At 68.6% G+C, this 22,967-nt stretch carries 23 protein-coding genes; 16 read left to right on the top strand and 7 right to left on the bottom strand.

Annotated features, from left to right (window positions below):
- Positions 1 to 579 carry a DUF447 domain-containing protein gene (locus G3W89_RS17965; protein WP_162575451.1) on the top strand — a complete coding sequence of 193 codons (579 nt, stop codon included), beginning with the start codon at positions 1 to 3 and terminating at the stop codon, positions 577 to 579.
- Entirely contained in the window at positions 576 to 1,298 is a 723-nt protein-coding gene (locus G3W89_RS17960; RefSeq protein WP_232076609.1) for a (5-formylfuran-3-yl)methyl phosphate synthase, read from the top strand. Before G3W89_RS17965 ends, G3W89_RS17960 begins: the two co-directional genes overlap by 4 nt.
- A 16-nt stretch (positions 1,299 to 1,314) precedes the next feature.
- Here G3W89_RS17960 and G3W89_RS17955 read toward each other — a convergent pair whose 3' ends face one another.
- Genes G3W89_RS17955 through G3W89_RS17945 form a run of 3 tightly spaced genes read right to left on the bottom strand, consistent with a single transcriptional unit; the run spans position 1,315 to position 3,972 of the window.
- Positions 1,315 to 1,914 carry an amino acid kinase family protein gene (locus G3W89_RS17955; RefSeq protein WP_162575450.1) on the bottom strand — a complete coding sequence of 200 codons (600 nt, stop codon included), beginning with the start codon at positions 1,912 to 1,914 and terminating at the stop codon, positions 1,315 to 1,317.
- The gene (locus G3W89_RS17950) at positions 1,914 to 2,999 is read right to left on the bottom strand and encodes a hydantoinase/oxoprolinase family protein (protein WP_232076607.1); all 1,086 of its coding nucleotides are present in this window, start codon (positions 2,997 to 2,999) and stop codon (positions 1,914 to 1,916) included. Before G3W89_RS17950 ends, G3W89_RS17955 begins: the two co-directional genes overlap by 1 nt.
- Complete coding sequence (locus G3W89_RS17945; RefSeq protein WP_162575448.1) at positions 2,986 to 3,972, bottom strand: ATP-grasp domain-containing protein; 987 nt, start codon at positions 3,970 to 3,972, stop codon at positions 2,986 to 2,988. The genes G3W89_RS17950 and G3W89_RS17945 overlap by 14 nt, the downstream gene beginning before the upstream one ends.
- Before the next feature lie 27 nt (positions 3,973 to 3,999).
- On the opposite strand from G3W89_RS17945, the gene G3W89_RS17940 reads away from it, so the two are divergent.
- The 9 genes from G3W89_RS17940 (at position 4,000) to G3W89_RS17900 (ending at position 14,872) form a co-directional block, all read left to right on the top strand.
- The gene (locus G3W89_RS17940) at positions 4,000 to 4,722 is read left to right on the top strand and encodes a HisA/HisF-related TIM barrel protein (protein ID WP_162575447.1); all 723 of its coding nucleotides are present in this window, start codon (positions 4,000 to 4,002) and stop codon (positions 4,720 to 4,722) included.
- A 231-nt stretch (positions 4,723 to 4,953) separates the two neighbouring features.
- Positions 4,954 to 6,198: a formylmethanofuran dehydrogenase gene (locus G3W89_RS17935; protein WP_162575446.1), complete on the top strand. Its 1,245-nt coding sequence runs from the start codon at positions 4,954 to 4,956 to the stop codon at positions 6,196 to 6,198.
- Positions 6,195 to 7,874 (top strand): formylmethanofuran dehydrogenase subunit A, encoded by a 1,680-nt coding sequence (locus tag G3W89_RS17930; protein ID WP_162575445.1) that lies wholly within the window; start codon positions 6,195 to 6,197, stop codon positions 7,872 to 7,874. Before G3W89_RS17935 ends, G3W89_RS17930 begins: the two co-directional genes overlap by 4 nt.
- Complete coding sequence (gene fhcD / locus G3W89_RS17925; protein WP_269474977.1) at positions 7,871 to 8,830, top strand: formylmethanofuran--tetrahydromethanopterin N-formyltransferase; 960 nt, start codon at positions 7,871 to 7,873, stop codon at positions 8,828 to 8,830. The genes G3W89_RS17930 and fhcD overlap by 4 nt, the downstream gene beginning before the upstream one ends.
- A gap of 172 nt (positions 8,831 to 9,002) precedes the next feature.
- Positions 9,003 to 9,833: a formylmethanofuran dehydrogenase subunit C gene (locus G3W89_RS17920; protein ID WP_162575444.1), complete on the top strand. Its 831-nt coding sequence runs from the start codon at positions 9,003 to 9,005 to the stop codon at positions 9,831 to 9,833.
- Positions 9,834 to 9,959: 126 nt separating this feature from the next.
- On the top strand, positions 9,960 to 11,840 hold the full coding sequence (gene pabB, locus G3W89_RS17915) for an aminodeoxychorismate synthase component I (RefSeq protein ID WP_162575443.1): 1,881 nt from the start codon (positions 9,960 to 9,962) through the stop codon (positions 11,838 to 11,840).
- 29 nt (positions 11,841 to 11,869) lie between these two features.
- Complete coding sequence (locus tag G3W89_RS17910; protein ID WP_162575442.1) at positions 11,870 to 12,562, top strand: HAD family hydrolase; 693 nt, start codon at positions 11,870 to 11,872, stop codon at positions 12,560 to 12,562.
- 138 nt (positions 12,563 to 12,700) lie between these two features.
- Positions 12,701 to 14,332, top strand: a complete 1,632-nt coding sequence (locus G3W89_RS17905; protein WP_232076606.1) for a transglutaminase domain-containing protein — start codon at positions 12,701 to 12,703, stop codon at positions 14,330 to 14,332.
- A 165-nt stretch (positions 14,333 to 14,497) separates the two neighbouring features.
- Positions 14,498 to 14,872: a hypothetical protein gene (locus G3W89_RS17900; RefSeq protein WP_162575441.1), complete on the top strand. Its 375-nt coding sequence runs from the start codon at positions 14,498 to 14,500 to the stop codon at positions 14,870 to 14,872.
- Between the two features lie 549 nt (positions 14,873 to 15,421).
- Here the strand turns inward: G3W89_RS17900 and G3W89_RS17895 are convergent.
- From G3W89_RS17895 to G3W89_RS17885, 3 genes are read right to left on the bottom strand one after another with little or no spacing between them, the layout of a single operon-like run.
- Complete coding sequence (locus G3W89_RS17895; RefSeq protein ID WP_162575440.1) at positions 15,422 to 16,078, bottom strand: response regulator; 657 nt, start codon at positions 16,076 to 16,078, stop codon at positions 15,422 to 15,424.
- Complete coding sequence (locus G3W89_RS17890) at positions 16,075 to 17,451, bottom strand: ATP-binding protein (RefSeq protein ID WP_162575439.1); 1,377 nt, start codon at positions 17,449 to 17,451, stop codon at positions 16,075 to 16,077. The genes G3W89_RS17895 and G3W89_RS17890 overlap by 4 nt, the downstream gene beginning before the upstream one ends.
- A complete protein-coding gene (locus G3W89_RS17885; protein ID WP_232076604.1) occupies positions 17,448 to 18,449 on the bottom strand; it encodes an alpha/beta fold hydrolase in 1,002 nt (333 codons plus the stop codon). The genes G3W89_RS17890 and G3W89_RS17885 overlap by 4 nt, the downstream gene beginning before the upstream one ends.
- A 164-nt stretch (positions 18,450 to 18,613) precedes the next feature.
- Here G3W89_RS17885 and pqqA point away from each other — a divergent pair, with 164 nt between their 5' ends.
- The 5 genes from pqqA (at position 18,614) to pqqE (ending at position 21,904) form a co-directional block, all read left to right on the top strand.
- Entirely contained in the window at positions 18,614 to 18,688 is a 75-nt protein-coding gene (pqqA, locus tag G3W89_RS17880; protein ID WP_010100094.1) for a pyrroloquinoline quinone precursor peptide PqqA, read from the top strand.
- A gap of 78 nt (positions 18,689 to 18,766) precedes the next feature.
- Positions 18,767 to 19,687, top strand: a complete 921-nt coding sequence (gene pqqB, locus G3W89_RS17875) for a pyrroloquinoline quinone biosynthesis protein PqqB (RefSeq protein ID WP_162575438.1) — start codon at positions 18,767 to 18,769, stop codon at positions 19,685 to 19,687.
- Positions 19,688 to 19,702: 15 nt separating this feature from the next.
- On the top strand, positions 19,703 to 20,467 hold the full coding sequence (gene pqqC, locus G3W89_RS17870) for a pyrroloquinoline-quinone synthase PqqC (protein ID WP_162575437.1): 765 nt from the start codon (positions 19,703 to 19,705) through the stop codon (positions 20,465 to 20,467).
- Positions 20,464 to 20,754, top strand: coding sequence for a pyrroloquinoline quinone biosynthesis peptide chaperone PqqD (pqqD, locus tag G3W89_RS17865; RefSeq protein WP_162575436.1), 291 nt, complete (start codon positions 20,464 to 20,466; stop codon positions 20,752 to 20,754). The genes pqqC and pqqD overlap by 4 nt, the downstream gene beginning before the upstream one ends.
- Positions 20,755 to 20,758: 4 nt before the next feature.
- On the top strand, positions 20,759 to 21,904 hold the full coding sequence (gene pqqE / locus G3W89_RS17860; RefSeq protein WP_162575435.1) for a pyrroloquinoline quinone biosynthesis protein PqqE: 1,146 nt from the start codon (positions 20,759 to 20,761) through the stop codon (positions 21,902 to 21,904).
- On the opposite strand, the gene G3W89_RS17855 is transcribed toward pqqE, so the two are convergent.
- Complete coding sequence (locus G3W89_RS17855; protein ID WP_162575434.1) at positions 21,888 to 22,832, bottom strand: MxaL protein; 945 nt, start codon at positions 22,830 to 22,832, stop codon at positions 21,888 to 21,890. The two genes, pqqE and G3W89_RS17855, sit on opposite strands and share 17 nt — an antisense overlap.
- Positions 22,833 to 22,967 lie beyond the last annotated feature (135 nt).

Raw genomic sequence — 22,967 nt, 5'->3', positions numbered from 1 at the left:
ATGAACGACCAGATCTTCGAAGCGGTGGTGACCACCGTCGCACCCGGCGGGCAGGCGCACGTCGCGCCGATGGGCATCCGCTACCAGGAAGGCGGCGTGGTGCTGATGCCGTTCAAGCCGTCCACCACGCACGACAACATCGTGGCGACCGGCCTCGCGGTGCTCAACATCGTGTGCGACACCCGCGTTTTCGCCGGGTGCGTGACCGGGCGCAAGGTCTGGCCCACGCACGCGGCCGAACGCATCGAAGGCGTGCGGCTCGCCTGTGCACTGCGCCATGTCGAACTGGCGCTGGACGAGCGTCGCGACGACGTGCAGCGGCCGGTGCTGCGCATGCGTGCCGTGCACGAGGCCACGCACGCACCCTTCGCCGGCTTCAATCGCGCGCAGGCTGCGGTGATCGAAGGGGCGGTGCTGGTCAGCCGCCTGCACATGCTGGCATCCGAGAAAGTGGAAACCGAAATGAGCTACCTGCAGATCGCGATCGACAAGACGGCGGGCCCCGAGGAGCGCGAAGCCTGGGAGTGGCTGCGTGCCGCGGTTGCGCAGCACAAGGCCCACCCGCAGGAGCGCACATGACTTCGACGACCATGACGGCGACGCGCATGCTGGTGAGTGTCCGCAGCGTGCCGGAGGCACTGCTTGCGGCTGGCAGCGGAGCCGACTTCATCGACTTGAAGGAGCCTGGGGAGGGCGCGCTGGGTGGCTTGCCGGTGGCGACGATCGCTGCCGTGGTGGGCGCCTTGCGCGCGCAGGCGGTCGCACGGCCCGTGAGCGCCACCATCGGCGATCTGCCGATGCATGCGCTGCCGCGCATCCTGGCCCAGGTCGAGGCCGTCGATGCCTGCGGCGTCGACTACGTCAAGGTCGGCATCGAGCGCGGGCCCGAGGCCTTTGCAGTGCTCGAAGCATTGGCGCAGGGCGGCTGGCCGGTGGTGCCGGTCTTCGTGGCCGACCGCGGCCTGGATCCGGCGCTGGTTGCGCACGCCTGCGGCCTCGCCTTTCCGGCGCTGATGGTCGACACGGCCGACAAGCAGGCCGGCAGCCTTTTCGATGTGTTGCCGATCCCGGAGCTGCGCGATTTCCTGGCGCGGGTGCGGGCGTCGGGCCGGCTCGTTGGGTTGGCAGGCGCGCTGCGCACGACGCATGTCCCGCTGGTGCTGGCGCTGGCGCCCGATTTCGCGGGCTTTCGCAGCGCCGTTTGCATCGGTGACCGCGCGACGGCGCTCTGCCCCCGACGGCTCGCGGCATTGGCCGGGCTGCTGCACGGGCAGGCGGTCGAGCCTGCACCTGCCTGAGCTGCTGCGCCGGCGCTCAGCGCACCGCGTAGTTGGCTTCGCCCAGCAGCAGTGCGCGCATGGCGGCCACCTGGTTCTTGTGAAGCAGGGTAATGGGGAAGGCCGCGTCGCCCGACAACTGCGCGAATCCGGGGTCGAGCACGCCGCTGGCGCCGAGCTCGGCCAGTGTCAGCGCCGGGTCGATGGCGCAGGACTTGACCATCACCAACTGCTCGGCGTTGAGATGCTTCGCCAGGTCCAGCGCAATCGTGTCGGAGGTGGTGTCCCAGCCGGTCCGTGCGTCCGGCTGGTCGCGCCTGAGCTCGAAGGGCAGCCACAGCGCGGTCTTGCCAAGATGCAGCAGGGCGGGAATGTCGGCGCGGCGCGCGGCCAGCTGAAGTGCGGGGTTCAGCGCGTGCAACTGGTAGGCGGTCTGCGCCATGGCCAGCACGGCCATGTTGTGGGCGGCGAGGTCATCGAACTCCCAATGCGCCTGGACGCGCCGCACTTCATCGGCAAAGCTGCCGCCGCCGCAGACGATCGTCACGCGGCCGCCGCCGAGCTGGGTCAGCAGATCGAGCCACTGCAGCAGCACCGGGTCGCCGCAGAGACTGCCGCCGATCTTGACCACCCACATCAGTCGTGCTCCCGCTCGAACAGCGCCGCCACCGCGACGCTGGGGGCGCACACTTGCGCCCAGCCGGCCGTTCCTGCGGCCGCATGGCGCCCCACGCTTGCGACATCGCCGCCATACGCGGCCAGCCGGCGCGGTGCGGCTTCGGCGGCTGCGGCTGCGAGCTCCGGTACCAGGAACGCGCCGCAGCCGGCGCCGACGATCACGGCCCGATCCGAAAGCGCATGGGCGGCCAGCACGCGACGCAATGGCGCGGCCAGCGCTTCGAGCTGGGCGCTGCGCCAGGCCCGCGCCAGGTCGAGCCATTCGTCGGGCGTGGCGTCGCGCTCGTCGAGCCCGACCATGCGCGCGAGCCGCTGGCGGGTTGCGGCCGGGCTCTTGGCCGCGTTGTCGGCACTCGGATGCAGGTCGTGCGCCGGATCGAGCTCGCCGCAGAGCCGGTAGACATCGGCCGTCGTGGCGAAGAATTCGTTCATCACGTGGCGTGCATGGCCGCGCCACGTGATGCGCTGGGTCAGCGCGCACAAGGGAGTGCGCACCACGCCGTGGTAGGCCAGCTCGCCGCTCACCAGCCGTTCGGCGTCGCTGCGGCTCGCGCTCAGCACGCGAGCGTTGCCGAATGCGATCAGGTCGGTGGTCGTGCTGCCGATGTCGACCAGCACGCCTTCGGGAAACATGAGCGCTGCGTGCCGTGCCGTGGCGAGCCAGTTGGCGGAGGCGATGCACGCCCACTGCGCCGCCACCTCGGCGGCGCCGCACCAGCCCGCGTCTCCGGCAAAGAAGTGCAGCGCATCCGGCGCCGCGGGAAGCGATGCGGCCAGCGCCGCGGCAATGCCTCGAACACCGGCTTCACGGTCGGGGAAGAGATCGACCATCTCGCCCGTCATGGTCACGGCATGCTGCGCGGCGTCGAGCGCGGGCCAGCGTGCCCGCGCGGCCTGCAGTGCGCTTGTCAGGTGGTCGAGTCCCTGCCAGAGCGGGCATCCCCACTGCGCCACGTCCACCACCTCGCCGCGTTGCAGCACGCAGGCCTTGACATGTGCGCCGCCGATGTCCCACCCGAGGGTGGTGCGTTCAGGCGTCGGCACGCGCAAGATCCCGATCGTGGGTGCTGCCGTGCAGCCGACTCGCGACCAGTTCGGCTGCCAGGTTTCGACCCAGCGCCGCCGAGAGCCCGACATAGGCGCAAGTGACGCGTGGGTTGACCTCGATCACCACCGGGCCGCGCTGCGGATGCCAGACCAGGTCGATGCCGGCGAAGCCCTGCAAGCCCGGAATGGCGCGTGCCACCTGCCCGGCCAGGTCCGCCAGCGGCTCCGCTCGCGGATCGTTGCGGCCGAGCGCATCGACCGTGACGCCTTCGAAGCAAAGCCGCCCATGCGCATCGACCGCGATCCGCTGGCGGTTGATGCTCAGCATCTCGGTCCTGTGCGGCGTGCACAGCAGCGACAGGCTCAAGGCCTCGCCTTCGACCCAGGGCTCGAGCGTGACCGGCGCGCCGGCACTCGCCCGTTGCGCCTGGTCCTCGAGCGCGGCCGCGCGCCGGTCGTGCACGCGGGTCGCCACGCCGCCGGCGCCATCGTCGGGCTTGACCACCCAGCGCTCGATCCCGGGTGCATGCTCGAAGGCCAGCGGCGTCGTCATGCCGTGCGCCGCCAGGTGCGCGAGCGTGGCCCGCTTGCCGGCGGCGAGTTCGATGGCCTCGGCGCTGCAGCCCAGCCAGCGCGCGTCGCCCACGATCCGCTGGAAGCGCGCCAGCAGGCCATCCGTCTCGGGTGCGACCAGCCACACCAGGTCGTGCAGCACGCTCTGCCGCGCGACGAAGGCGAAGGCCGATTCACCCGCAAGCGGACGCAGCGGCGTGGCGCGGCTGGGCAGGGTGTTCACGGGGACACACGTGGCCGCCGACACCGAACAATCGCGAACGCGCATCAGGTCTGAGACCATGGCATCGCGCATCGACAACCCCAGCGGCAGCAGTTCGTCGGCCGCCGCGTCGTCGCCGTGCTCGCTCCAGCCGCCACCGCTGAGATACTCGTAAACGAAGACGCGTGTCGTCATTTCCATCCTTCTTCCGGGTGCCTGCCCATGATTTCCGAATTGAACCTGATCCCCGTCATCGACCTGCTGCAAGGCCAGGTCGTGCGTGCCGTGCGCGGCGACCGGCAGGCGTACCGGCCGATCGTGTCGGCGCTGTGCGGCAGCAGCGATCCGGTGACGGTGGCGCGCATCCTGTGCGATCACTGTGCGGCGCGGCAGTTGTACGTGGCCGACCTCGACGCCCTGCAGGGCGGGGCCACGCAGGTCACGGTGCTGGCCGGGCTGCTGGAGGCACTTCCGGGCATCGAGTTGTGGCTGGACGCAGGCCTGGCGGACGCATCGGCCGGGCAGGCATTGCGCAGCCGGCTGGCGCCGTTCGCCTCTCGCATCGTGCTCGTGTATGGCAGCGAATCCCTGCGCTCGCGCGAGGCGCTCGAGCGCTGCTTCGGCGCCGGGGACGACGATTCGCAGGCCGCGCTGTCGCTGGACCGGCGCGACGGCCAGCGCCTCGACGCCGCCGGCTGCTGGGATGCGGTGGCGCTGTGGCCGAAGCGGCTGATCGTGATGACGCTCGAACGCGTCGGCTCCGGCGCCGGGCCGGACCTGGACACCTTGCGAGACGTTCGCCGCCTGGCCCCCGGCGCCATGTTGATCGGCGCGGGTGGCATCCGCAGCGAGGGCGACCTGGCGCGCGCCGCCGCAGCGGGAGCCGATGCCTGGCTGGTGGCCAGCGCCCTGCACGACCTGCAACTGCCGCGGATACAGCGCTGAGCCGCAAGCGCAGGGACGAGGAGGGTTCGGGGGCGCGCCATGAGCGGGCAGCACACACGAACCGTGCCATCCCGAAAAGCGGCTCGGGCGCCGTGCGCCCGGTGAGTGCCGGCGCCTCTTGAACGCACGAAAGCGCAACACTCTGTCTCATAACGCGCGTGTCGGCGGCCCTGCCGCGTTGCGCCGCCGCCTGCCGGGTGAATGGCACGTGCTTTGCGTGGTTGCCCGCCCATGACGCCCGTCGACGCAACCGAACAGCCCGGCCAGGCTCCGTGGACCTGTCCTTTCTGCCCCTTGTTGTGCGACAGCTTCGGCGTGGCGCTCGGGCCGCCCGGCATGCCGCCCACGCTGACCGGCAGCGAGTGCCCGAGGGCGCACGCGGCGCTGGCGATGTTCGGCGGCGCCCCCGCAGCCGAGCGGCCAAGCGTCGACGGCCGGGACTGCGATGTCGAGAGCGCGCTTGCCGCCGCTGCATCCATGCTCGCCGCCAGCCGGCAGCCCTTGTTCGGCGGGCTGGGCACCGATGTCGCGGGCGCGCGGGCGCTTCATGCGCTGGCCTGCGAAACAGGCGCCATTTGCGACCCGGCCGGAGGACCGGCGTTGATGCACGGCCTGCGTGCGCTGCAGGACCGCGGCGGCTTTTCGACCACCCTGGCCGAGGTCAGGAGCCGGGCCGACCTGATCGTCTGCATGACCGGGGAGCCCACGCCACGCTATCCCGAGTTCTTTCGCCGGTGCGGCGTGGGCGAGCCGGAGGGCGCACGCACCGAGGTCCTGCCGCTCCATGGCGACTTGTTCGACACCGTGGCGCTGCTCGCGGCGCTGGTGGCCGGCCGCCTCGCGGCGGACGATGGGCGCGTGCCGGCCGGCCTCGCGGCGCTGGCGCAGCGCCTGCGTGTGGCTCGCTACGCGGTCCTGGTCTACGAGACGGGCCGCCTGCCCGCGCAGGGCGCGCTGATCGTCGAGGGCATCCAGCGCATCGTCGCCACCCTCAACCTCGGCACGCGCGCGGCCTCGCTGGCGCTGGGCGGTGACGACGGCGCCTCGACGGTGAACCAGGTCTTCGCCTGGCTTTCCGGCCTGCCGCTGCGTTCGCGCGCCGGGCCGAGGGGCCTGGAGCACGAGTCGCTGTGCTTCGATGCGCAACGCCTGCTGTCCGACGGCGCCGTGGACCTGCTGCTGTGGGTGTCGAGTTTCGGCCCGCAGCCCGGGCCGCCCGCGCCCGACCTGCCGTGCATCGTGCTGGGCCATCCGAGGATGCAACTGCCGCAGGAAGCGCAGGCGCCTTCGCGCGGACGCGTGTTCATTCCAGTGTCTACCCCGGGCATCGGCTCCGGTGGCCATCTTTTCCGCACCGACGGCTCGGTCCTGCTGCCGTTGCGGCGGCTGTACGACGACGGGCTGCCCAGCGTGGCCGAGGTCGTGGGCCGCCTGACGCAGGCCGTTCGTGTGTCGAAAAAGGAACGGGTGCAATGACAAGCCTTTGCCTGCGCGGCGGCCGCATCATCGATCCGGCGAACGGACGCGACGAGGTGCGCGACCTGCATGTGCGCGATGGCCGCATCGTCGAGGCGCCGTCGCAGGACGCCGCGGCCGAGGAGATCGACGCGAGTGGCTGCATCGTGATGGCCGGTGGCATCGACATGCACACCCACATCGGCGGCGGCAAGGTCAACCTGGCACGCATGCTGATGCCGGAGAACCATCGATCCGACGCGAACCCGCTTGCGCTGCCCGACGACGCGCTGGAGCTGGCCTCTTGCGGCACCTGCACGCCTGGCACGCTGGCCACGGGGTACCGCTACATCGAGATGGGCTACACGGCCGCCTTCGAGCCGGCCATGATGGCCTGCAACGCGCGCCACACGCACATGGAGATGGGGGACACGCCGATCCTCGACCATGGTGCCTACGTGATGCTCGGCAACGACGAGCTGTTCCTGCGCATGCTGGCCGAGCGCTGGGATTTCGAGCGCATCCGCGACTACGCGGGCTGGACCCTCAACGCCAGCAAGGCGATGGGGGTGAAGGTGGTGAACCCCGGCGGCATTTCTGCCTTCAAGTTCAACCAGCGCAAGCTCGATGTCGACGAGAAACACGTGCACTGGCAGGTCACGCCCAGGCAGGTGGTGCACACGCTGGCGCGCGCGTTGCGCGAACTGGGGGTGCCGCATCCGCTGCACATCCATGGCAGCAACCTCGGCGTTGCCGGCAACATCCAGTCGACGCTGGACACCATCGCTGCGCTGGAAGGCTTGCCCGGACACCTGACGCACATCCAGTTCCATGCCTATGGCGTCGAGGGGCCGAAGAAGTTCTCCTCGGCCGCCCTGCAGATCGCGGAGGCGGTGAATGCGCACAAGAACGTCAGCATCGACGTGGGCCAGATCATGTTCGGCCAGACCGTCACCGCATCGGGCGACACGATGCGCCAGCATGCGCAATCGGGCCTGGCCCATCCGCGCAAATGGATCGGCGCCGACATCGAATGCGAGGCCGGCTGCGGCGTGGTGCCGTTCCGCTACCGCGAGCAGAGCTACGTGAACGCGCTCCAGTGGGTCATCGGCCTGGAGATCTTCCTGCTGGTGGACGATCCGTGGCGCGTGGTGCTGACCACCGACCATCCCAACGGCGGGCCGTTCACCAGCTATCCGCACCTGATCCGCCTGCTGATGGACCGCAGCTTTCGCGAGGAGCAACTCGCCAGGCTGCATCCCGATGTGGCCGCCCATGCCGCGTTGCGCTCGATCACGCGCGAGCTGTCGCTCTACGAGATCGCGATCATGACCCGCGCCGGTCCTGCGCGTCTGCTGGGTCTTCGCGACCGAGGCCACCTCGGCGCGGGCGCGGCAGCCGACATCGCGATCTACCGCGAGGACGGCAATCGGGAGGCCATGTTCGCGACCCCGGCGTACGTGTTCAAGGACGGCGTCCTGGTCTCGCGCGCCGGTCGCGTGACCGCTGCGCCGGTGGGCGGCACCCACTTTGTCGCGCCGGCATACGACCGCGGCATTGAGCAGCAGCTGCGCCGGCACCTCGCCGCGCAGGGCTCGGTCAACTTCGATCACCTGGCCATTGGCCACGACGAGCTGTGCCAGTGCTGCCACGGCGGGCGGCTGCTGCCGGCGGCCTGCTTCCAGGAGGCGGCGTGAGCGGGGGCGCGGGGGAACGCAACGGCGTCCTCATCGACGACACCTTCGCAGAGGCCTTTCCGATGAAGGCCACGCGCATCGTCATCACCGCGCACACCATCGCGTGGGCGCGCCACGCGGCGGTGTCGGCCACCGGCTTCGCGACCTCGGTGATCGCGTGCGGCTGCGAGGCAGGCATCGAGCGCGAGATCGCCTCCTCGGAAACGCCGGACGGCCGCCCTGGGGTGAGCGTGCTGATCTTCTCGATGTCGGGCAAGGAGCTCGCCAAGCAGATCGAACGCCGTGTCGGGCAGTGCGTGCTGACCTGTCCGACCACCGCCGTCTTCGCCGGCCTGCCGCCGGGCGCAGGCGGCAGCAGCGATGTGGCTGCGCTCGGCAAGAACCTGCGCTTCTTCGGCGACGGCTGGCAGATCTCCAAGGTGATCGACGGCGTTCGCTACTGGCGCGTGCCGGTGATGGACGGCGAGTTCGTGGCGCAGGAGGACACGCCGGTGGTGAAGGCGGTGGGCGGGGGCAACCTGCTGTTCCTCGCGCGCGACACCGATGCTGCGCTGGCCGTGTCCGAGGCCGCGGTTGCAGCGATGAGGCGGCTGCCCAATGTCGTCATGCCTTTCCCGGGCGGCGTGGTGCGGTCGGGGTCGAAGGTCGGCAGCCGCTATGCGAACCTGAGTGCGTCGACGAATGATGCTTTTTGTCCGAGCCTTGTCGGGCTGGTGGCGCACAGTGAATTGGCGGGGGGCGGGAACGATGGGGAGGTTGGCTGCGTGATGGAGATCGTGATCGATGGGCTGACGGAAGGGGACGTGGGGGCGGCGATGCGCGTGGGGATGGAGGCGGGCGTGGCGATCGGCCGGGCGGGTGGGCTGCTGCGTATTTCGGCTGGCAACTATGGAGGGAAGCTGGGGCCCTTTCACTTTCATTTGCATCGGCTGCTTGCGGGGGGAGATGAGGCGTGAGGCATTCGAGGTTTACTTCTCTTCTTACGTTGCGCCTGGTTGGAGGCTGGAGCCGGGGGTTGCCGGGACGACGCCCCGGCTCCAGCCCCCAACCAACAGCAACGTACGAAATCAAGCGGACCGCGCAAGCGCCTTGCACCCCTGCAGCGCGAAACACAGGGGAGCTGCCCCAATGACTGGCTGGCATCTCCGCCTGCGACAGGCACCCGCCTTGCGAATCGACCTGCGCGGCATCACCCCTGCTGCACTCACCGGCCTCCCGATCGCTCAGATCGAGCGGCTGCCAGTCGGCCATGGCAACACCACGGTTCAACTGGCAGAGCTCTTCGACATCACCTCGCACGAGCAAGAAACGCTTCACTTCGAAGGCAACCTCGAGCGCTTCGACCACATCGCCTGGCGAATGGACGGCGGCCGCATCCGCATCGAAGGCCATGCCGGCCACTATGCCGGTGGCTGCATGCGCGCAGGCGAGCTGCACATCGAGGGCAATGCCGGCCTGCTCGCGGCCTGCGAGATGGCCGGCGGCACGCTCACTGTCGAAGGCGATGTCGGCGACTTCGCCGCCAGCACCTTGCCGGGCAGCATGGACGGCATGCGAGGCGGCACCTTCGTCGTGCGCGGCCATGCGGGCGAGCGCTTCGGCGACCGCATGCGCCGCGGCACCGCCGTGCTTCATGGCAACGCCGGGGATTTCCTCGGCTCCCGCATGGTCGCGGGCACCATCGCCGCAGGCGGGCGCGTCGGCGCGCATGCGGGTTACGGCATGCGCCGCGGCAGCGTGGTGTTCGCCACACCCGGGGCAACACGGGCAGCGGGTGCCGAGTCGACGCCGACCTTCGTGGCGAGCCGCGCCGCGACGCCCGTGTTCTGGGCCTTGCTTGCGCGCGACCTGGCGCGCCATGGCGGCGTCTTCGGCGAACTGCCGGCGAGCCGCATCGAACGCCACCTGGGCGATCTCTCGGCCGACGGCAAAGGTGAGCTGATCTTCGTGAACCCATGACCCGCGGCTTGTTCAACAATCGGAGTCCCGGTGACGCATTCCTTTCCCTTCCAAGCCGGCGAAGCCACGGCGTTGGCGAAGGAGTGCCACCGGATCAAGCACGACATGGAAGAAGACTGGAACTGAATGCCCGCATTCGCATTGCTCGACGACTGCGCTTCGACGCCGCAGCAGCCCACCAGTCGGCTGTACAGCGGCTTCGTCCGCGAGCATCGGTGTGCCGACGCGGCGCGTCTCGACATGGTGTGGGCCCAGGTCGATGCCGATCTGCGGCAGGGCCTGCGGGCGGTGCTCCTGGCCGACTACGAGTGGGGTGCCAAGCTGCTGCACGGCGAGCAGGCGCGGCTCGCACCGGACGACGCTTCGGCGCTGCGGGTGCTGATGTTCCGGCAGTGCACCAGTCTTTCGGCCGATGAGGTCGACACCTGGCTCGCCGAGCGCGAGCAGGGCAGGCGGTCCGAGCCACAGCCGGCCGGTGTGATGGACCTCGTGCCCAGCGTCGACGAGGCAGCCTTCACCGATGCGATCGCACGCATCCACGAGGCCATCGGCAAGGGCGAGACCTACCAGGTCAACTTCACTTACCGGCTGCACGGCCGAAGCTACGGCTCGCCGGTGAGCCTCTATCGGCGGCTGCGCGCGCGCCAGCCGGTGGCCTACGGCGCTTTGATCGCCTTGCCGCGAAGCAGCGCGCGGGCAGAAACGGATGTCACGCATGTGCTCTCGTGCTCGCCCGAGCTCTTCCTGCGCCATGACGCCGGCGTGCTGACGGCGCGTCCGATGAAAGGCACGGCTGCACGCGCCGGCACGCCCGAGGGCGACAGCGAGCGGGCGCGCCTGCTGTCGGAGGACTCCAAGAACCGGGCCGAGAACGTGATGATCGTCGACCTGCTGCGCAACGACATCGGTCGCGTGGCGCGCATCGGCTCGGTGAAGGTGCCGACCCTGTTCGCCGTCGAGTCCTACGCCACGGTGTTCCAGATGACCTCGACGGTGCAGGCGGCACTGCGTGCCGAAGTCGGCATGCCCGAGCTGCTGCGTGCCGTGTTTCCCTGCGGTTCCATCACCGGAGCGCCCAAGCACCGCACGATGGAATGGATTGCCGCGCTGGAGAGCACGCCGCGCGGGCTCTACTGCGGCGCGATCGGCTGGGTCGATGCGCCGTCGCAAGGTGCACGCGTCGGCGACTTCTGCCTGTCGGTGGCGATCCGCACGCTCACGCTCGGGGCCGAGGCCGAGGGGCTGCGGCCACTGCGGATCGGCATCGGGGCGGGCATCGTGCAGGACAGCCGTGCCGCCGACGAGTTCGAGGAGTGCCGCCTCAAGGCCCGCTTTCTCACCGGCCTCGATCCGGGCTTCGAGCTGTTCGAAACCCTGCTCGCCGACCGAAACGGCGTCCGGCACCTCGAGCGGCACCTGGCGCGTCTGGCGCGCAGTGCCCGGGCCCTGGGCTTCGCCTTCGACCGTGACGCGGCGCTTGCGGCCGTGCGCGCGACGCTGCCGGTACTCGTGCCGGGCGGGCCCTCGCGGCTTCGCCTCGCGCTGGCGCACGGCGGGCGGATGTCCCTCACGCACGCGCCGCTACGGCCCCTGGTTGCCGGCCCGGTGAAGCTGCTGGTCGCCGCCGAATGCCTGCCCGAAGCAAACCCCTTGTCCGCGCACAAGACCACATTGCGCAGCCGCTACGACGCCGGCGTGCGCGCCGCGGAGAGCGCCGGCGCCTTCGACACCCTGTTCTTCACGGCCGACGGCCGCCTCGCGGAGGGCGGCCGCAGCACGCTGTTCGCACGCATCGACGGGCGCTGGTGGACGCCCCCGGTCGCCGACGGCGCACTGCCCGGCGTGATGCGCGAGGTCCTGCTCGAGGACCCCGCGTGGCAGGCGGCCGAGCGCACGCTGCGCCGGGAGGACCTGGAATCGGCGCAGGCGCTCGTGGTGTGCAATGCGCTGCGCGGCGCACTGCCGGCGCAGCTCGAGCGCCATGCGCACGAGGCTTCGGCCGCGTGAGGCGCGCGCGTTCCGTTCACGGTCCCGCCATGAAGCTGGCGCTCTTCGACCTCGACCACACGCTGATCCCGTTCGACAGCGGCATGGCGTGGACGCGCTTCCTGGTCGCACGCGGCATCCTGGCGGCGGATGCGGAGTCGGTCTACCTCGGCTATTGCAAGCAGTACGTGGCCGGCACGCTGGACATTCGCGAGCTGCACCAGGTCAGCGTCGCGCCGTTGGCCCGCTTCGGCGTCGCCGTGCTGCGGCAATGGGCGACCGAGTTCGAAGCCGAGATGGCACCGCACGTGCCGCAGGCCATGCGTGCGCTGGTGCGCGCGCACCAGGACGCGGGCCACCTCTGCGCGATCGTGACCGCCACCACCTGGCTCATTGCCGAGCCTTTCGGCCGGCTGTTCGGCGTCGCCGACGTGGTGGCGACCCGGTCGCTGGTGGTGAACGATTCGCTCGACGGCACGATCGAAGGCGACCCGTGCTTCGGGGAACACAAGCTGATGCACGTGAAGGGCTTCCTGGCCGCGCGCGGGCTCTCGCTCGAAGCGCTCGAGCGATCGTGGTTCTATTCCGATTCGATCAGCGATCTGCCCCTGTTGAGCGCGGTCTCCGATCCGGTGGCGGTCTGCCCGGACGCGCGGCTGCGCGCGCTGGCGCTACGGGCGGGCTGGTCGATTGTTGAACGCGGACCATCCCGGGAACTGGTGGACCCAAGCGCGAGTTCCTGAGCTTGCCTGCGTTTGCGGCTCGACAAAGGCGCGACAAAAAGTGAGATTGTTTTTTGCGATGCTGGACTAAAGTCCGCCCCCTCGCCGCATGCCCGGTGCGTGCAGCCAGTCTCCAACAACAAACCCCAGGGAGTCCCCATGTCCAAGCTCGCGCGTGCGTGCGCCGTTGCCGTGGCCGTTGCCACATCGCTTGCAGGCGGCATTGCTGCCGCACAGATCCAGGGAGGCATTGCACGCAAGGCCGCGCCGCCCGCGATCGCCCTCGGTGTTCCCGTTGCCAAGGCCACTTCCACGATTGGCCAGCGATCGTCCTCCAGCAGTGCATCAGGCTCGGGCAGTTCGCTGAGCTTCGCCAGCGGCCAGCCCGCGCTGCGCTACCAAGCTGTGGACCTTCCCACCGCCAAGGACCCGGTGCGACGCGAGGCCGTCAAGGACGGCGCCAAGGAGGCCAACGTCTCGGCGCGAGGTGCAGCCGCTACCGGCAGCACCACGAGCACCCCCGGCACCCCCGGCGAATTCGCTCCCGCCCCCGGCGTCCTTCGCGCCAACATGCCCCCGGTCACCTTCTCCGATGCTCAAAGCGTCCTGAAGTCGAGAGTCCTTCCGGCCAACGTCAATCAAGGCGTCACTGCGGCATCCACGGCGACCAAGACCAGCAAGACTTCGACATCCACCTCCGCCGCAAAGATCTCCGGCGACTCTGCCGCCTCCGGCCCCGCCTCCATCGCCGAGCTCGCCCGGTCCCTGCGCAACCATCCCGACCTCATCTACCAATACGTCCGCAACAACGTCGAGTACTACCCCACCTTCGGCATCCAGAAGGGTGCTCTTGGTGCCGTCCTCGACAACCAGGCCACCGCGCACGACCAGGCGGCCTTGATGGTCGAGCTCCTGCGCGCCTCCGGCCTGGAGGCCAACTACGTGCGCGGCATCGCCAAGCTCAGCGCCGCCCAACTCGCCGAGTGGTGGGGTGTGAGCACCGCCAATGCTTGCGGTGTCCTGTCGCTCCTGGGCCAGGCCCAGATCCCCGTCTACGAGATCAACGCCACCACCGCCGGCAGCTGCCCCGGCACCACGGCCGCCTTGACCGATGTCTCCATCGAGCACGTCTGGGTCAAGACAAAGATCAACGGCAGCTGGTATGTCTTCGACCCCAGCTACAAGCCTCACACCTTCAAGAGCGGCATTGACCTCGCCAGCGCGAGCACCACAGGTTACGACGCGGCCACCTACCAGTCGTCCGCGCAGAGCGGCGCCACCGTCACTGCCGACTACGTCCAGAACCTCAACCGGACGAACATCCGCAACAACCTGAACACCTACGCCACAAAGCTGGCGAGCTACCTGCGCACGAACAAGCCCGCTAGCACCCTGGACGATGTCCTCGGCGGCAAGACCATCGTTGCCTTCTACGGTGCCCTGCGCCAGACCTCGCTGCCCTACCAGAACACCGCCTGGGGCAGCGAGGAACTCGCCGAGCTCCCGGGCTACATGAAGCCCACCCTGCGCGTGCAGTACCAGGGCATCGACCAGACCTACACGTCCGATGCGATCTACGGCCGGCGCCTGACCCTCACCTACAACGGTGCCAATCAGCCCGTCCTCAAGCTCGATGGCGTCGCTGTGGGGGGCGCCCGGCACGGCAGTCGCCCCCGGCACCTCGACCCCGTCACCTTCACCGTCACCCACAACGCCTACGTCTCGACCTGGGCGAACCACAGCTTCACCCAGAGGATCAAGGGCGGCGGCAGAAGCGGGTATGTTGAATAACTCAGCTATTCCCGCCGGTTTTGGAAAATATACAACGGGGACATTCCGGAGCCCTGCTGGCGACTTTCAAATGCATTTTTACAAGAACCCGACAACCAGCGAAGCATTTTATGGGCTGGATTACAAAGCCATCTTCAACAGCATGTCTGGAGTATCAAGAAATCCATGAAAGTGAAATGTATTAAATTATTGGATGCTGACGGGCGAGAAACAGAGTTCTCGTCCTGGCTAACACTTGGTCGCACCTATCACGTAATGTCCATCTTTTCCGATAAAAGTGGAAGGCGTAGCTATGGGATAATTAATCATCATCCAGAAGGAGAATGGCCGCAATTAGGGAGTCATCAAGCGGAATGCTTTGAGATTGTTAGCGAGGTGACGCCATCCAATTGGCGCGAATGGACTAGTGAGAGCGCTCGTGGTATTTCTCCTGCGGCTTGGCAAGAATCTGGTTTCTATGAAGCGTTTTACGATCATGATCCAGCAACCTATCCGATCTTTGAGAGAGAGCGAGACATTATTTTGAGTGAAGACCCCTAAGTGAAGGCAACGAGGTTGGTGGACGAGGTCGGAGGTTGTTTTTCTTGTTGCGACAGAGATGAAAAATCTCGGTTTGAAAAGAAGGTACCGGCGAATGCAAGGGACGGCGTAGGCGTAAGGCGACTTCCCAACGACGGGGTCGCTGTTCAAGCAACCTGCCCTGGCCGAGTACCTGGATCATCAGCCGTCTACGAAAAGCAAATAGACGCTACGGGAAGCACTGTCCAGCGCCGGTGCTGTCGAATGCGGAGCGACATGAGATTCAGAGATTCATTGACGTTGGTGAATATGGGCTGGCCCTGGAGGCTGCAGTTGATATATACGCAGAGGAGCAAAAGCTTGCATCGACTGCAGTAGTAGCGCTCATCGAGCGCTTGGCGGGGACGATGGATTTGGAGGCGACCCCTCTACCGCAACGATTGCCGGGAAGGTCATCAGGCCACGGGAACTGATTCACCTGAAGTTGCCTCCTTTTCACGGACACCTTACCGCTATGGAACAAAGGAGTCCGCAATGTCCAGGGCGGCAGTGCCTCATAGCCGACGGGCGCTACACCTGGATCAGTCCCCAGCGCAGCGCCACCCAGGTCAGTTCCGCCTGGTTGCTCGCCCCCAGCTTCTGCTTGACCCGGTAGAGGTGCGAGCCGACCGTGCTGACCGACAGGTTCAGCGTGGCGGCGATCTGCGCCACGGTCATGCCGCGCGCGAGCTGGATGAAGACCGAGAACTCGCGCTCGCTCAGCAGCTCGGCCGGATTCGCGTCGCCCTCGATCTGCGCCGTGGCGAGCGCCTGCGCGGTGTGCGCATCGATGTAGCGCTCGCCGCGCGCCACCGCCTTCACGGCGGCGATCAGCGCCTCGGGCGCGCTGCGCTTGGCCAGGTAGCCGAGTGCGCCCGCGCGCAGCACGCGGCGCGGATGGGCGCTGTCTTCGTGGGCCGACAGCGCGAGCACGCGCGCCTTCGGATCGTGGGCGAGCAGGCGGCGCACGGCTTCGAGTCCGCCCATGCCGGGCATCGACAGGTCCATCACGACCACGTCGGGTCGTACCTGCGGGTACTCCTGGCAGGCTTGCTCGCCGGTGTCCGCTTCGGTCACCACCTCGATCCGGGCGTCCGCCAGCAACATGCGAAATCCCATGCGCACGAGCGCATGGTCGTCGACCAGCATCACTCGGATCGCCGCAGTCTCTTGGGTCTCTGGGGTCATGGCTTCTCCGTGCCAGCCAACGACAAGGGCAGGCGTACCGTCAGTTGGGCACCGTTCGGCGCCGCAGGTTCCAGGCGCAGTTCGCCCCCGAGATTCTCGATGCGCTCGGCGAGCCAGCGCAGGCCGTAGTGGCCGGCGCCGGTTGCCTGGGCGGCTTCGGTGGCTGGCAGGCCGCGCCCGTCGTCCTTCAGCGTGAGCGTCACCGCGTCCTCGTCGCCGCGAAGCCCAAGCACGATGCGCCGTGCCTGTCCGTGCCGCAGTGCGTTGGTAATGCCCTCCTGGGCGGCGCGGTACAGCACGAGCGCGGCGTCGGTGTCCAGCGGCACGCGATCGAGCGCGAGGCCGAGCTGCCATTCGACCTGGATGCCGTGGCTCGTTCGCGTGCGCTCGACCAGGTCCTCGAGCGCGGGCACCAGGCCGAACTTGTCGAGCACCAGCGGGGTCAGGCGCGGGATCATGCCGTGCATGGCGGTGTAGAGGCGCGCCGATTCCTCGGCAATCACCCGCGCCGCCTGCTCGGCTTGCGGATCGAGCGCTTCCATGCGCCGCGCGATCGACAGGGCCATGCTGCGCATCGCAGTGACCGATTGGCCCAGTTCGTCGTGCAGCTCGCGCGCGATCAGCCGCCGTTCCTGCTCGATCTTCTGGTCGACCCAGCGGCCCAGTTCGCGGCTCTCGGACAGGCGGCTCTCCGCGCGCACCGCACGCCGCTCGGTCTCGATGTGCTGCTGCAGCATGCCCACCATGCGATTGAACGCGGCGCCGATGGCCGCCGCCTCGGTGCCGGGCAGGGCGCGCAGTGCGACGTCGAAGCGCCCGCTTTCGAGCTGGTTCAGCGCGTCCACGATGTCGGCGAAGGGCCGCGTGGCGCGTCCCACCAGCCAGAACACGAGCGCATTGACGGCCAGCAGCAGGCCGAGTGCGCTGAGCATCAGCAGCACGGCATCGTCCCAGGCATCGAGCACCGCGCGCGACGCGTTGGCGCGCACGATCAGCTTGCCGCCAGGAAAGGCGATGGACATCTCGTTGGGAGGAGGCGAAACGATGCCGGCAAACCAGTCCGGCGCATCGCGCCCGGCCTTGTAGACCGAGGTGGGCGAGCTGTACAGCACCTGCTCCTGTTCATCGATGAGCGTGATGTCGTTGGAGCGCACCCGGCCGACGCCCTGCAGAAAGGCGAGCATCGCCGGCGTGCCCTGGGCCGTGTAGAGCCAGGCGGTGCGGTTCAGCAGCTGCGCAGCGACGCGATTGGCCGCCACCACCTCCTCCTGCACCGATTCGCGCATGGCACGCAGCTGCAGGGCGAGCATGACGGCGACGAACAGCAGGGTCAGCAGGCTCACGATCAGGTTGATCTTCAGGCGCAGCGTCATCGCGCCGGCCCGTCTTCGAAATGACCGTGCAGCGCATGGCTGTCGAGCGCGGCGACCATCGCGGACGCCATGGCCGGATGCGCCGGATCGTGGCCCGCGCCGTCCACCCAGCGCAACCTGGCATGTGCAAGGCGATCGTGCACGGCCTGCGCTGCCTGCGGGCGGCACACGCGGTCGTCGCGCGAGTGCAGCAGCAGCGTGGGCACCTGCGGCAGCGCGCCGAGGCGCTCCAGCAGCGGGGGCTCGTCGAGCCAGCAGCGGTGGACCAGGTAGTGGCTTTGCACGCGGTATCGGTCCACCAGCGCGTCCTGTGCATCGGTGCTCGGGTCGGGGTCGGTGGATGGCACGGCGGCGCCGCTCGCCATCGTTCGTTCCCAGCGCCACCACGCGAGGGCGAGCCGGCGTTGCAGGTTGGCATTGGCTGGGATGGGGGCCTGCCGCAGGCCATCGGCCAGGAAGCGCAGCATGCCTGGGCGTCGATCGGGCGGCGCCACCGCCGCGAAGCGCGCCCAGGCCGCCGGCTCGCAGCCCCCCGCGTCCTGGAAGAAGGCCTCGATCTCCGCGGCCGTGGGGAGGAACACCGAGCGCAGCAGCAGTGCGGAGACCGCCGACGGCTCGAAGCCGGCATAGGCGAGCGCCAGCGTGGCGCCCCAGGAGCCGCCGGCCACGAGCCAGCGCTGCACGTCCAGCCGCTCGCGCACGATGCGCAGGTCCTGCAGCAGCTCGCCCGTGCTGTTGTGCGCGGTCGCGCCGCGCGGGCGGCTGCGCCCTGCGCCGCGCTGGTCGACGCTGATCACCCGGTAACGCGCAGGGTCGAAGAAGCGGCGCAGCAGCGGCGAACTGCCCGAGCCCGGCCCGCCGTGCAGCACGAGCGCGCAGATGCCGGCCGGATCGCCGCTTTCCTCCACATGCAGCACGTGGCCGTGCGATACCGCCATGGCATGGGTACGCAGGGGCGGGGCTTCAGGGTACAGGCCGGAGGGGAGCACGAAGGCCATGGTAAGCGCCGGTCCGTGCATCGCCATTCATGAAAATCATGAAGTGCGATTCATGATTTCGTGGCTGGAACGCAGCGGCCGCGCAGGCCAAGATGCGGAAGGGACATCGAGTGATCCCCGCGGTCGCCGACCGGCGCCGCGCAACGTTTTTGCAGGAGAGACACATGAAATGGGAAACCCCGACGGCCACTGATCTGCGCTTCGGCTTCGAGATCACGATGTACGTCAGCGCCCGCTGAATTGCGCGCCTCGCGACAACCCGCCCCGGTGTTCCTGGGCGGGTTGTTTCGACCTCTTCTTCTTTTTTTCTTTTTCCGATGCGCATCACGATCCTCGGCTCGGCAGCCGGCGGTGGCTTTCCCCAATGGAACTGCAACTGCCGCAACTGCGCGGGTGTGCGCGCGGGCACCGTGCGCGCCAAGCCACGCACGCAGTCCTCGATCTTCGTGCGGCCCGACGAGGGCGTCGATGGCGTGCTGTTCAACGCCTCGCCCGATATCCTGGAGCAGATCCGCAGCAGCCCGGTGCTGCAGCCGGCACGCCAGCTGCGCGACAGCGCCATCGCCGGCGTGGTGCTCATCGACGGGCAGGTCGACCATGCGACCGGCCTTTTCATGCTGCGCGAGCGCGGCACGCCGCTGCCGCTGTGGTGTACCGACCCGGTCGCGGAAGACCTGGGCCAGGGCAATCCGGTGCTGCGCGTGCTGTCGCACTACTGCGGCGTGGCGCGGCATCCGGTCGCCATCGACGGCAGCGCCTTCGAGGTGCCCGGCGTGCCGGATCTGGACTTTCGCGCCCATGCGCTGACCGGCAAGGCGGCGCCTTATTCGCCGCACCGCGAGCATCCGGTGGCCGGCGACAACATCGGCATCACCATCCGCGATCGCAGGAGCGGCAGGAGCGTGTTCTACGCGCCCGGCCTGGGGGCGATCACGCCGCCCGTGTTCGATGCCATGGCAAACGCCGACGCCGTCATGGTGGACGGCACGTTCTGGACCGACGACGAGATGGTCCGCCTGGGCGTCGGCACCAAGCGCGCGCGCGAGATCGGCCACCTTCCGCAGTCCGGCGAAGGCGGAATGATCGAATGGCTCGGGCGGCTGCCTGCGGGCACGCGGCGCATGCTGATCCACATCAACAACACCAACCCCATCCTCGATGAGGACTCCGACGAGCACGCTGCGCTTCGACGCGCGGGCATCGAGCCCTGCGAGGACGGGATGACGATCCACCTCTGAACCGCAGGCCCACACATGCACGCCGACAGGATCCAGGACCCGGCTCACCCGGCGTCCCACAGCGCAGAAGGCCAGCCGGCATGGAGCCGCGAGGAATTCGAGCGGCAACTGCGCGAGCGGGGCCGCAGCTACCACATCCACCATCCCTTCAACGTCATGCTCAACAGCGGCCGGGCCACGCCCGAGCAGGTGCGCGGCTGGGTGGCGAACCGCTTCTATTACCAGATCGCGATTCCGATCAAGGATGCGGCGGTGCTCTCGAACTGCCCCGACCAGGACGTGCGCCGCGGCTGGGTGCAGCGCATCCTCGACCACGATGGCTTCGAGCTCGGCGGCGTGAAGGACCCGGGCGGCATCGAGGCGTGGCTGCGCCTGGCCGAGGCGGTCGGTTTGACGCGCGAGGAAGTGCGGGACCTGCGCCACGTGGTGCCGGCGATGCGCTTTGCGGTCGACGCCTACGTCAATTTCGCGCGCCGCGCGCCGTGGCAGGAGGCGGTGTGCTCGTCGCTCACCGAACTCTTCGCGCCCGAGATCCACAAGCAGCGCCTGGCCACCTGGCCTGGGCACTACGCGTGGATCGAGCCGGGCGGCCTGGACTACTTCCGCAACCGCGTGAGCCAGGCGCGGCGCGACGTCGAGCAGGGCCTGGCGATCACGCTCGAGCACTTCGACACCCGGGCGCTGCAGGCGCGGGCGCTGGAGGTGCTGCAGTTCAAGCTCGACATCCTGTGGGCCATGAACGACGCAATGGCGAGGCGCTACGGCGTGAACGGCACATGAGCGAGATCAGCAAAGTACTGAGCGCCGGCAGCAAGCCGCGCATCGGCCCGGGTTTCCGACTGCAATGGGAGCCCGTGCAGGAGCGCCACGTCCTGCTGTACCCCGAAGGCATGGTCCAGCTCAACGGCAGCGCGGGCGAGATCATGAAGCGCTGCAACGGCGAAAGCAGCATCGCCGAGATCGTGGCGGACCTGGAGCAGGCCTTCGGAGCCACCGGGCTCGAAGCCGACGTGCGCGGCTTCGTCGAAGTGGCGGCGCAGCAGAACTGGCTGCGCTGGGACGCGTGACGACATGACGACCGCGCCGCGCCCCGGCCCTCCGCTCTGGCTGCTGGCCGAGCTGACCTACCGCTGCCCGCTGCATTGCGTGTTCTGCTTCAACCCGGTCGACTTTGCGCAGCAGGACACCGAGCTCGACACCGAGGACTGGTTGCGCGTGCTGCGCGAAGGCCGCGAGCTCGGTGCGGTGCAGTGCGGCCTGTCGGGCGGCGAGCCGCTCCTGCGCGACGACCTGGAGATCATCGTCGCCGAGGCCAGCCGGCTGGGCTACTACACCAACCTGCTGACCTCCGGCGTCGGCTTGAATGCGGATCGCGCCGCCGCGCTGAAGGCGGCCGGACTCGACCACGTGCAGCTGTCGTTCCAGGATTCCACGCGCGAGATGAACGACTTCCTTTCGCACACCAAGACCTTCGAACTGAAGAACCGGGTGGCGAAGATCATCAAGGACCAGGGCTGGCCGATGGTCATGAACGTGGTCATCCACCGCATGAACATCGACCACATCGACCGCATCATCGAGATGGCGCACGAGATGGGCGCGGAGTACCTCGAGCTCGCGAACACGCAGTACTACTCCTGGGCGTTCGTGAACCGCGACCAGTTGCTGCCCACGCACGAGCAGCTGCGCCGCGCCGAGCAGGTGACCGACGGCTGGCGCGTCCGGCTGGGCGAGCGCATGCGCATCTTCTACGTCGCGCCCGACTACCACGAGGGTCGCGCCAAGAAATGCGTCAATGGCTGGGGCAGCATGTTCCTCACCGTGGCGCCGGACGGCACGGCGCTGCCATGCCACACCGCGAAGATGCTGCCGGGGCTGGCGTTTCCGAACGTGAAGGCGCACGGCCTGCGCGAGATCTGGTTCGAGTCCGAAGGCTTCAATCGCTACCGAGGCACCGGCTGGATGAAGGAGCCGTGCGCGAGCTGCGACATGCGCGAGCAGGACCTGGGCGGCTGCCGCTGCCAGGCCTACCTGCTGGCCAACGACCCGGCCGCCGCCGACCCGGTGTGCGTGAAGAGTCCCGATCATCAACGCGTGGTGGAGGCGGTGCAGCGCGCTGCCGCGCGCGATGCCGGTGGCCCGGTCGAGCATCCCCTGGTGTTTCGCGATCCCGCCAATTCGCGCCGCCTTGCGGCACCCGTCACACCGGCTGGGTGAGGCCGCGCGGCACGCGCTCGGCCGCTTTCCTTCCACGCCGCCATCCGAGCTCGGGTGCGAATCGCCAGGCGAGGAGCAGCAGGGCGAGCAGTGCCGGGATCCAGCGCAGATCCGTGTCTGCGAGCTGGCTCTGGGCGAAGCGGCGGTCCAGCATGGCTGTCTTCAGTGAATCCGGCGTGTTCAGGCGCAGGTAGTTCACCCCGACGAGCTTGGCGAGCGATCGGAGATGGTCTTCGCGCAACTCCGACAGGTGTTCGCGGTTCGCGGTGCCGCCGATGGCGGAGCCTTGCACCACGTCCTCCGGGGTCCAGTAGCCGGCCGGCTGGCCGGCGCTGTTCGTCTTGGGAATCGGCATCGGCACATCGCCGCCGACGCCGATCAGCCAGCCTTTTACCTCGCCCGGCGTGATGTCGCCCATCGGCGGTGTGTCGTTGGCGCGCAGCAGCGGCGCCTCCTGCCCGTCGCTGATGAAGACGAAGCTGGTGTGAGGCCCGATGCTCCTGGCGCCGCGCACGGCCCAGGTCACGCCCTTGCCGATGTTGCTGGCATTGGCCCAGCGCATGCGGGCATCGATGCGCTCGAGCGAGGCGAGCAGCTCCTCGTAGTGGCTGCAGACCTCGATCGGCGCGAGGATCACGAGCGAGCGGTAGTCCGCGAACACGCTCCAGCCGACCTTGGATCCGCAGGGCAATGCGGCCAGCACGTCGCGCATGGCGGCGCGGGCCAGGGTCAGGCGGCTGACCGGGGACTGGTCGAGTTCGACGTCTTCCACGTTCATGCTTTGCGTGATGTCGAAGCTGACCTGCCACTCGAAGACGGGGCGCTGGAGCTGGATGCGGGGGGGCCAGGCGGCGAGGGCGAGCAGGAGGAGGGCGGCCAGGAGGAGCCAGTTTCCGCTGCTCTGCATGCGATGCCATGGGGTGTTCATCAGGCTGCTTCAGGTTTTGCTCCCTCTCCCTCCGGGAGAGGGTTTGGGGTGAGGGCACCGGTCTGTCGATTGGTACCGTGTGCTTGTGTTGAGGCTGGAGCCGGGATGTCGTCCCGGCGGCCGAGTCACTTTCTT

Source organism: Variovorax sp. PBL-H6 (assembly GCF_901827155.1).
Classification (GTDB): Bacteria; Pseudomonadota; Gammaproteobacteria; order Burkholderiales; family Burkholderiaceae_C; genus Variovorax.
The sequence above is the reverse complement of the archived record's forward strand: the minus strand, read 5'-3'. Positions and strand labels throughout refer to the sequence as shown.

Coding starts and splice junctions, on each gene's coding strand:
- G3W89_RS17965 (WP_162575451.1), top strand. CDS start 1: ATGAACGACCAGATCTTCGAAGCGGTGGTGACCACCGTCGCACCCGGC.
- G3W89_RS17960 (WP_232076609.1), top strand. CDS start 576: ATGACTTCGACGACCATGACGGCGACGCGCATGCTGGTGAGTGTCCGC.
- G3W89_RS17955 (WP_162575450.1), bottom strand. CDS start 1,914: ATGTGGGTGGTCAAGATCGGCGGCAGTCTCTGCGGCGACCCGGTGCTG.
- G3W89_RS17945 (WP_162575448.1), bottom strand. CDS start 3,972: ATGACGACACGCGTCTTCGTTTACGAGTATCTCAGCGGTGGCGGCTGG.
- G3W89_RS17940 (WP_162575447.1), top strand. CDS start 4,000: ATGATTTCCGAATTGAACCTGATCCCCGTCATCGACCTGCTGCAAGGC.
- G3W89_RS17935 (WP_162575446.1), top strand. CDS start 4,954: ATGACGCCCGTCGACGCAACCGAACAGCCCGGCCAGGCTCCGTGGACC.
- G3W89_RS17930 (WP_162575445.1), top strand. CDS start 6,195: ATGACAAGCCTTTGCCTGCGCGGCGGCCGCATCATCGATCCGGCGAAC.
- G3W89_RS17920 (WP_162575444.1), top strand. CDS start 9,003: ATGACTGGCTGGCATCTCCGCCTGCGACAGGCACCCGCCTTGCGAATC.
- pabB (WP_162575443.1), top strand. CDS start 9,960: ATGCCCGCATTCGCATTGCTCGACGACTGCGCTTCGACGCCGCAGCAG.
- G3W89_RS17910 (WP_162575442.1), top strand. CDS start 11,870: ATGAAGCTGGCGCTCTTCGACCTCGACCACACGCTGATCCCGTTCGAC.
- G3W89_RS17905 (WP_232076606.1), top strand. CDS start 12,701: ATGTCCAAGCTCGCGCGTGCGTGCGCCGTTGCCGTGGCCGTTGCCACA.
- G3W89_RS17900 (WP_162575441.1), top strand. CDS start 14,498: ATGAAAGTGAAATGTATTAAATTATTGGATGCTGACGGGCGAGAAACA.
- G3W89_RS17895 (WP_162575440.1), bottom strand. CDS start 16,078: ATGACCCCAGAGACCCAAGAGACTGCGGCGATCCGAGTGATGCTGGTC.
- G3W89_RS17890 (WP_162575439.1), bottom strand. CDS start 17,451: ATGACGCTGCGCCTGAAGATCAACCTGATCGTGAGCCTGCTGACCCTG.
- G3W89_RS17885 (WP_232076604.1), bottom strand. CDS start 18,449: ATGGCCTTCGTGCTCCCCTCCGGCCTGTACCCTGAAGCCCCGCCCCTG.
- pqqB (WP_162575438.1), top strand. CDS start 18,767: ATGCGCATCACGATCCTCGGCTCGGCAGCCGGCGGTGGCTTTCCCCAA.
- pqqC (WP_162575437.1), top strand. CDS start 19,703: ATGCACGCCGACAGGATCCAGGACCCGGCTCACCCGGCGTCCCACAGC.
- pqqD (WP_162575436.1), top strand. CDS start 20,464: ATGAGCGAGATCAGCAAAGTACTGAGCGCCGGCAGCAAGCCGCGCATC.
- pqqE (WP_162575435.1), top strand. CDS start 20,759: ATGACGACCGCGCCGCGCCCCGGCCCTCCGCTCTGGCTGCTGGCCGAG.
- G3W89_RS17855 (WP_162575434.1), bottom strand. CDS start 22,832: ATGAACACCCCATGGCATCGCATGCAGAGCAGCGGAAACTGGCTCCTC.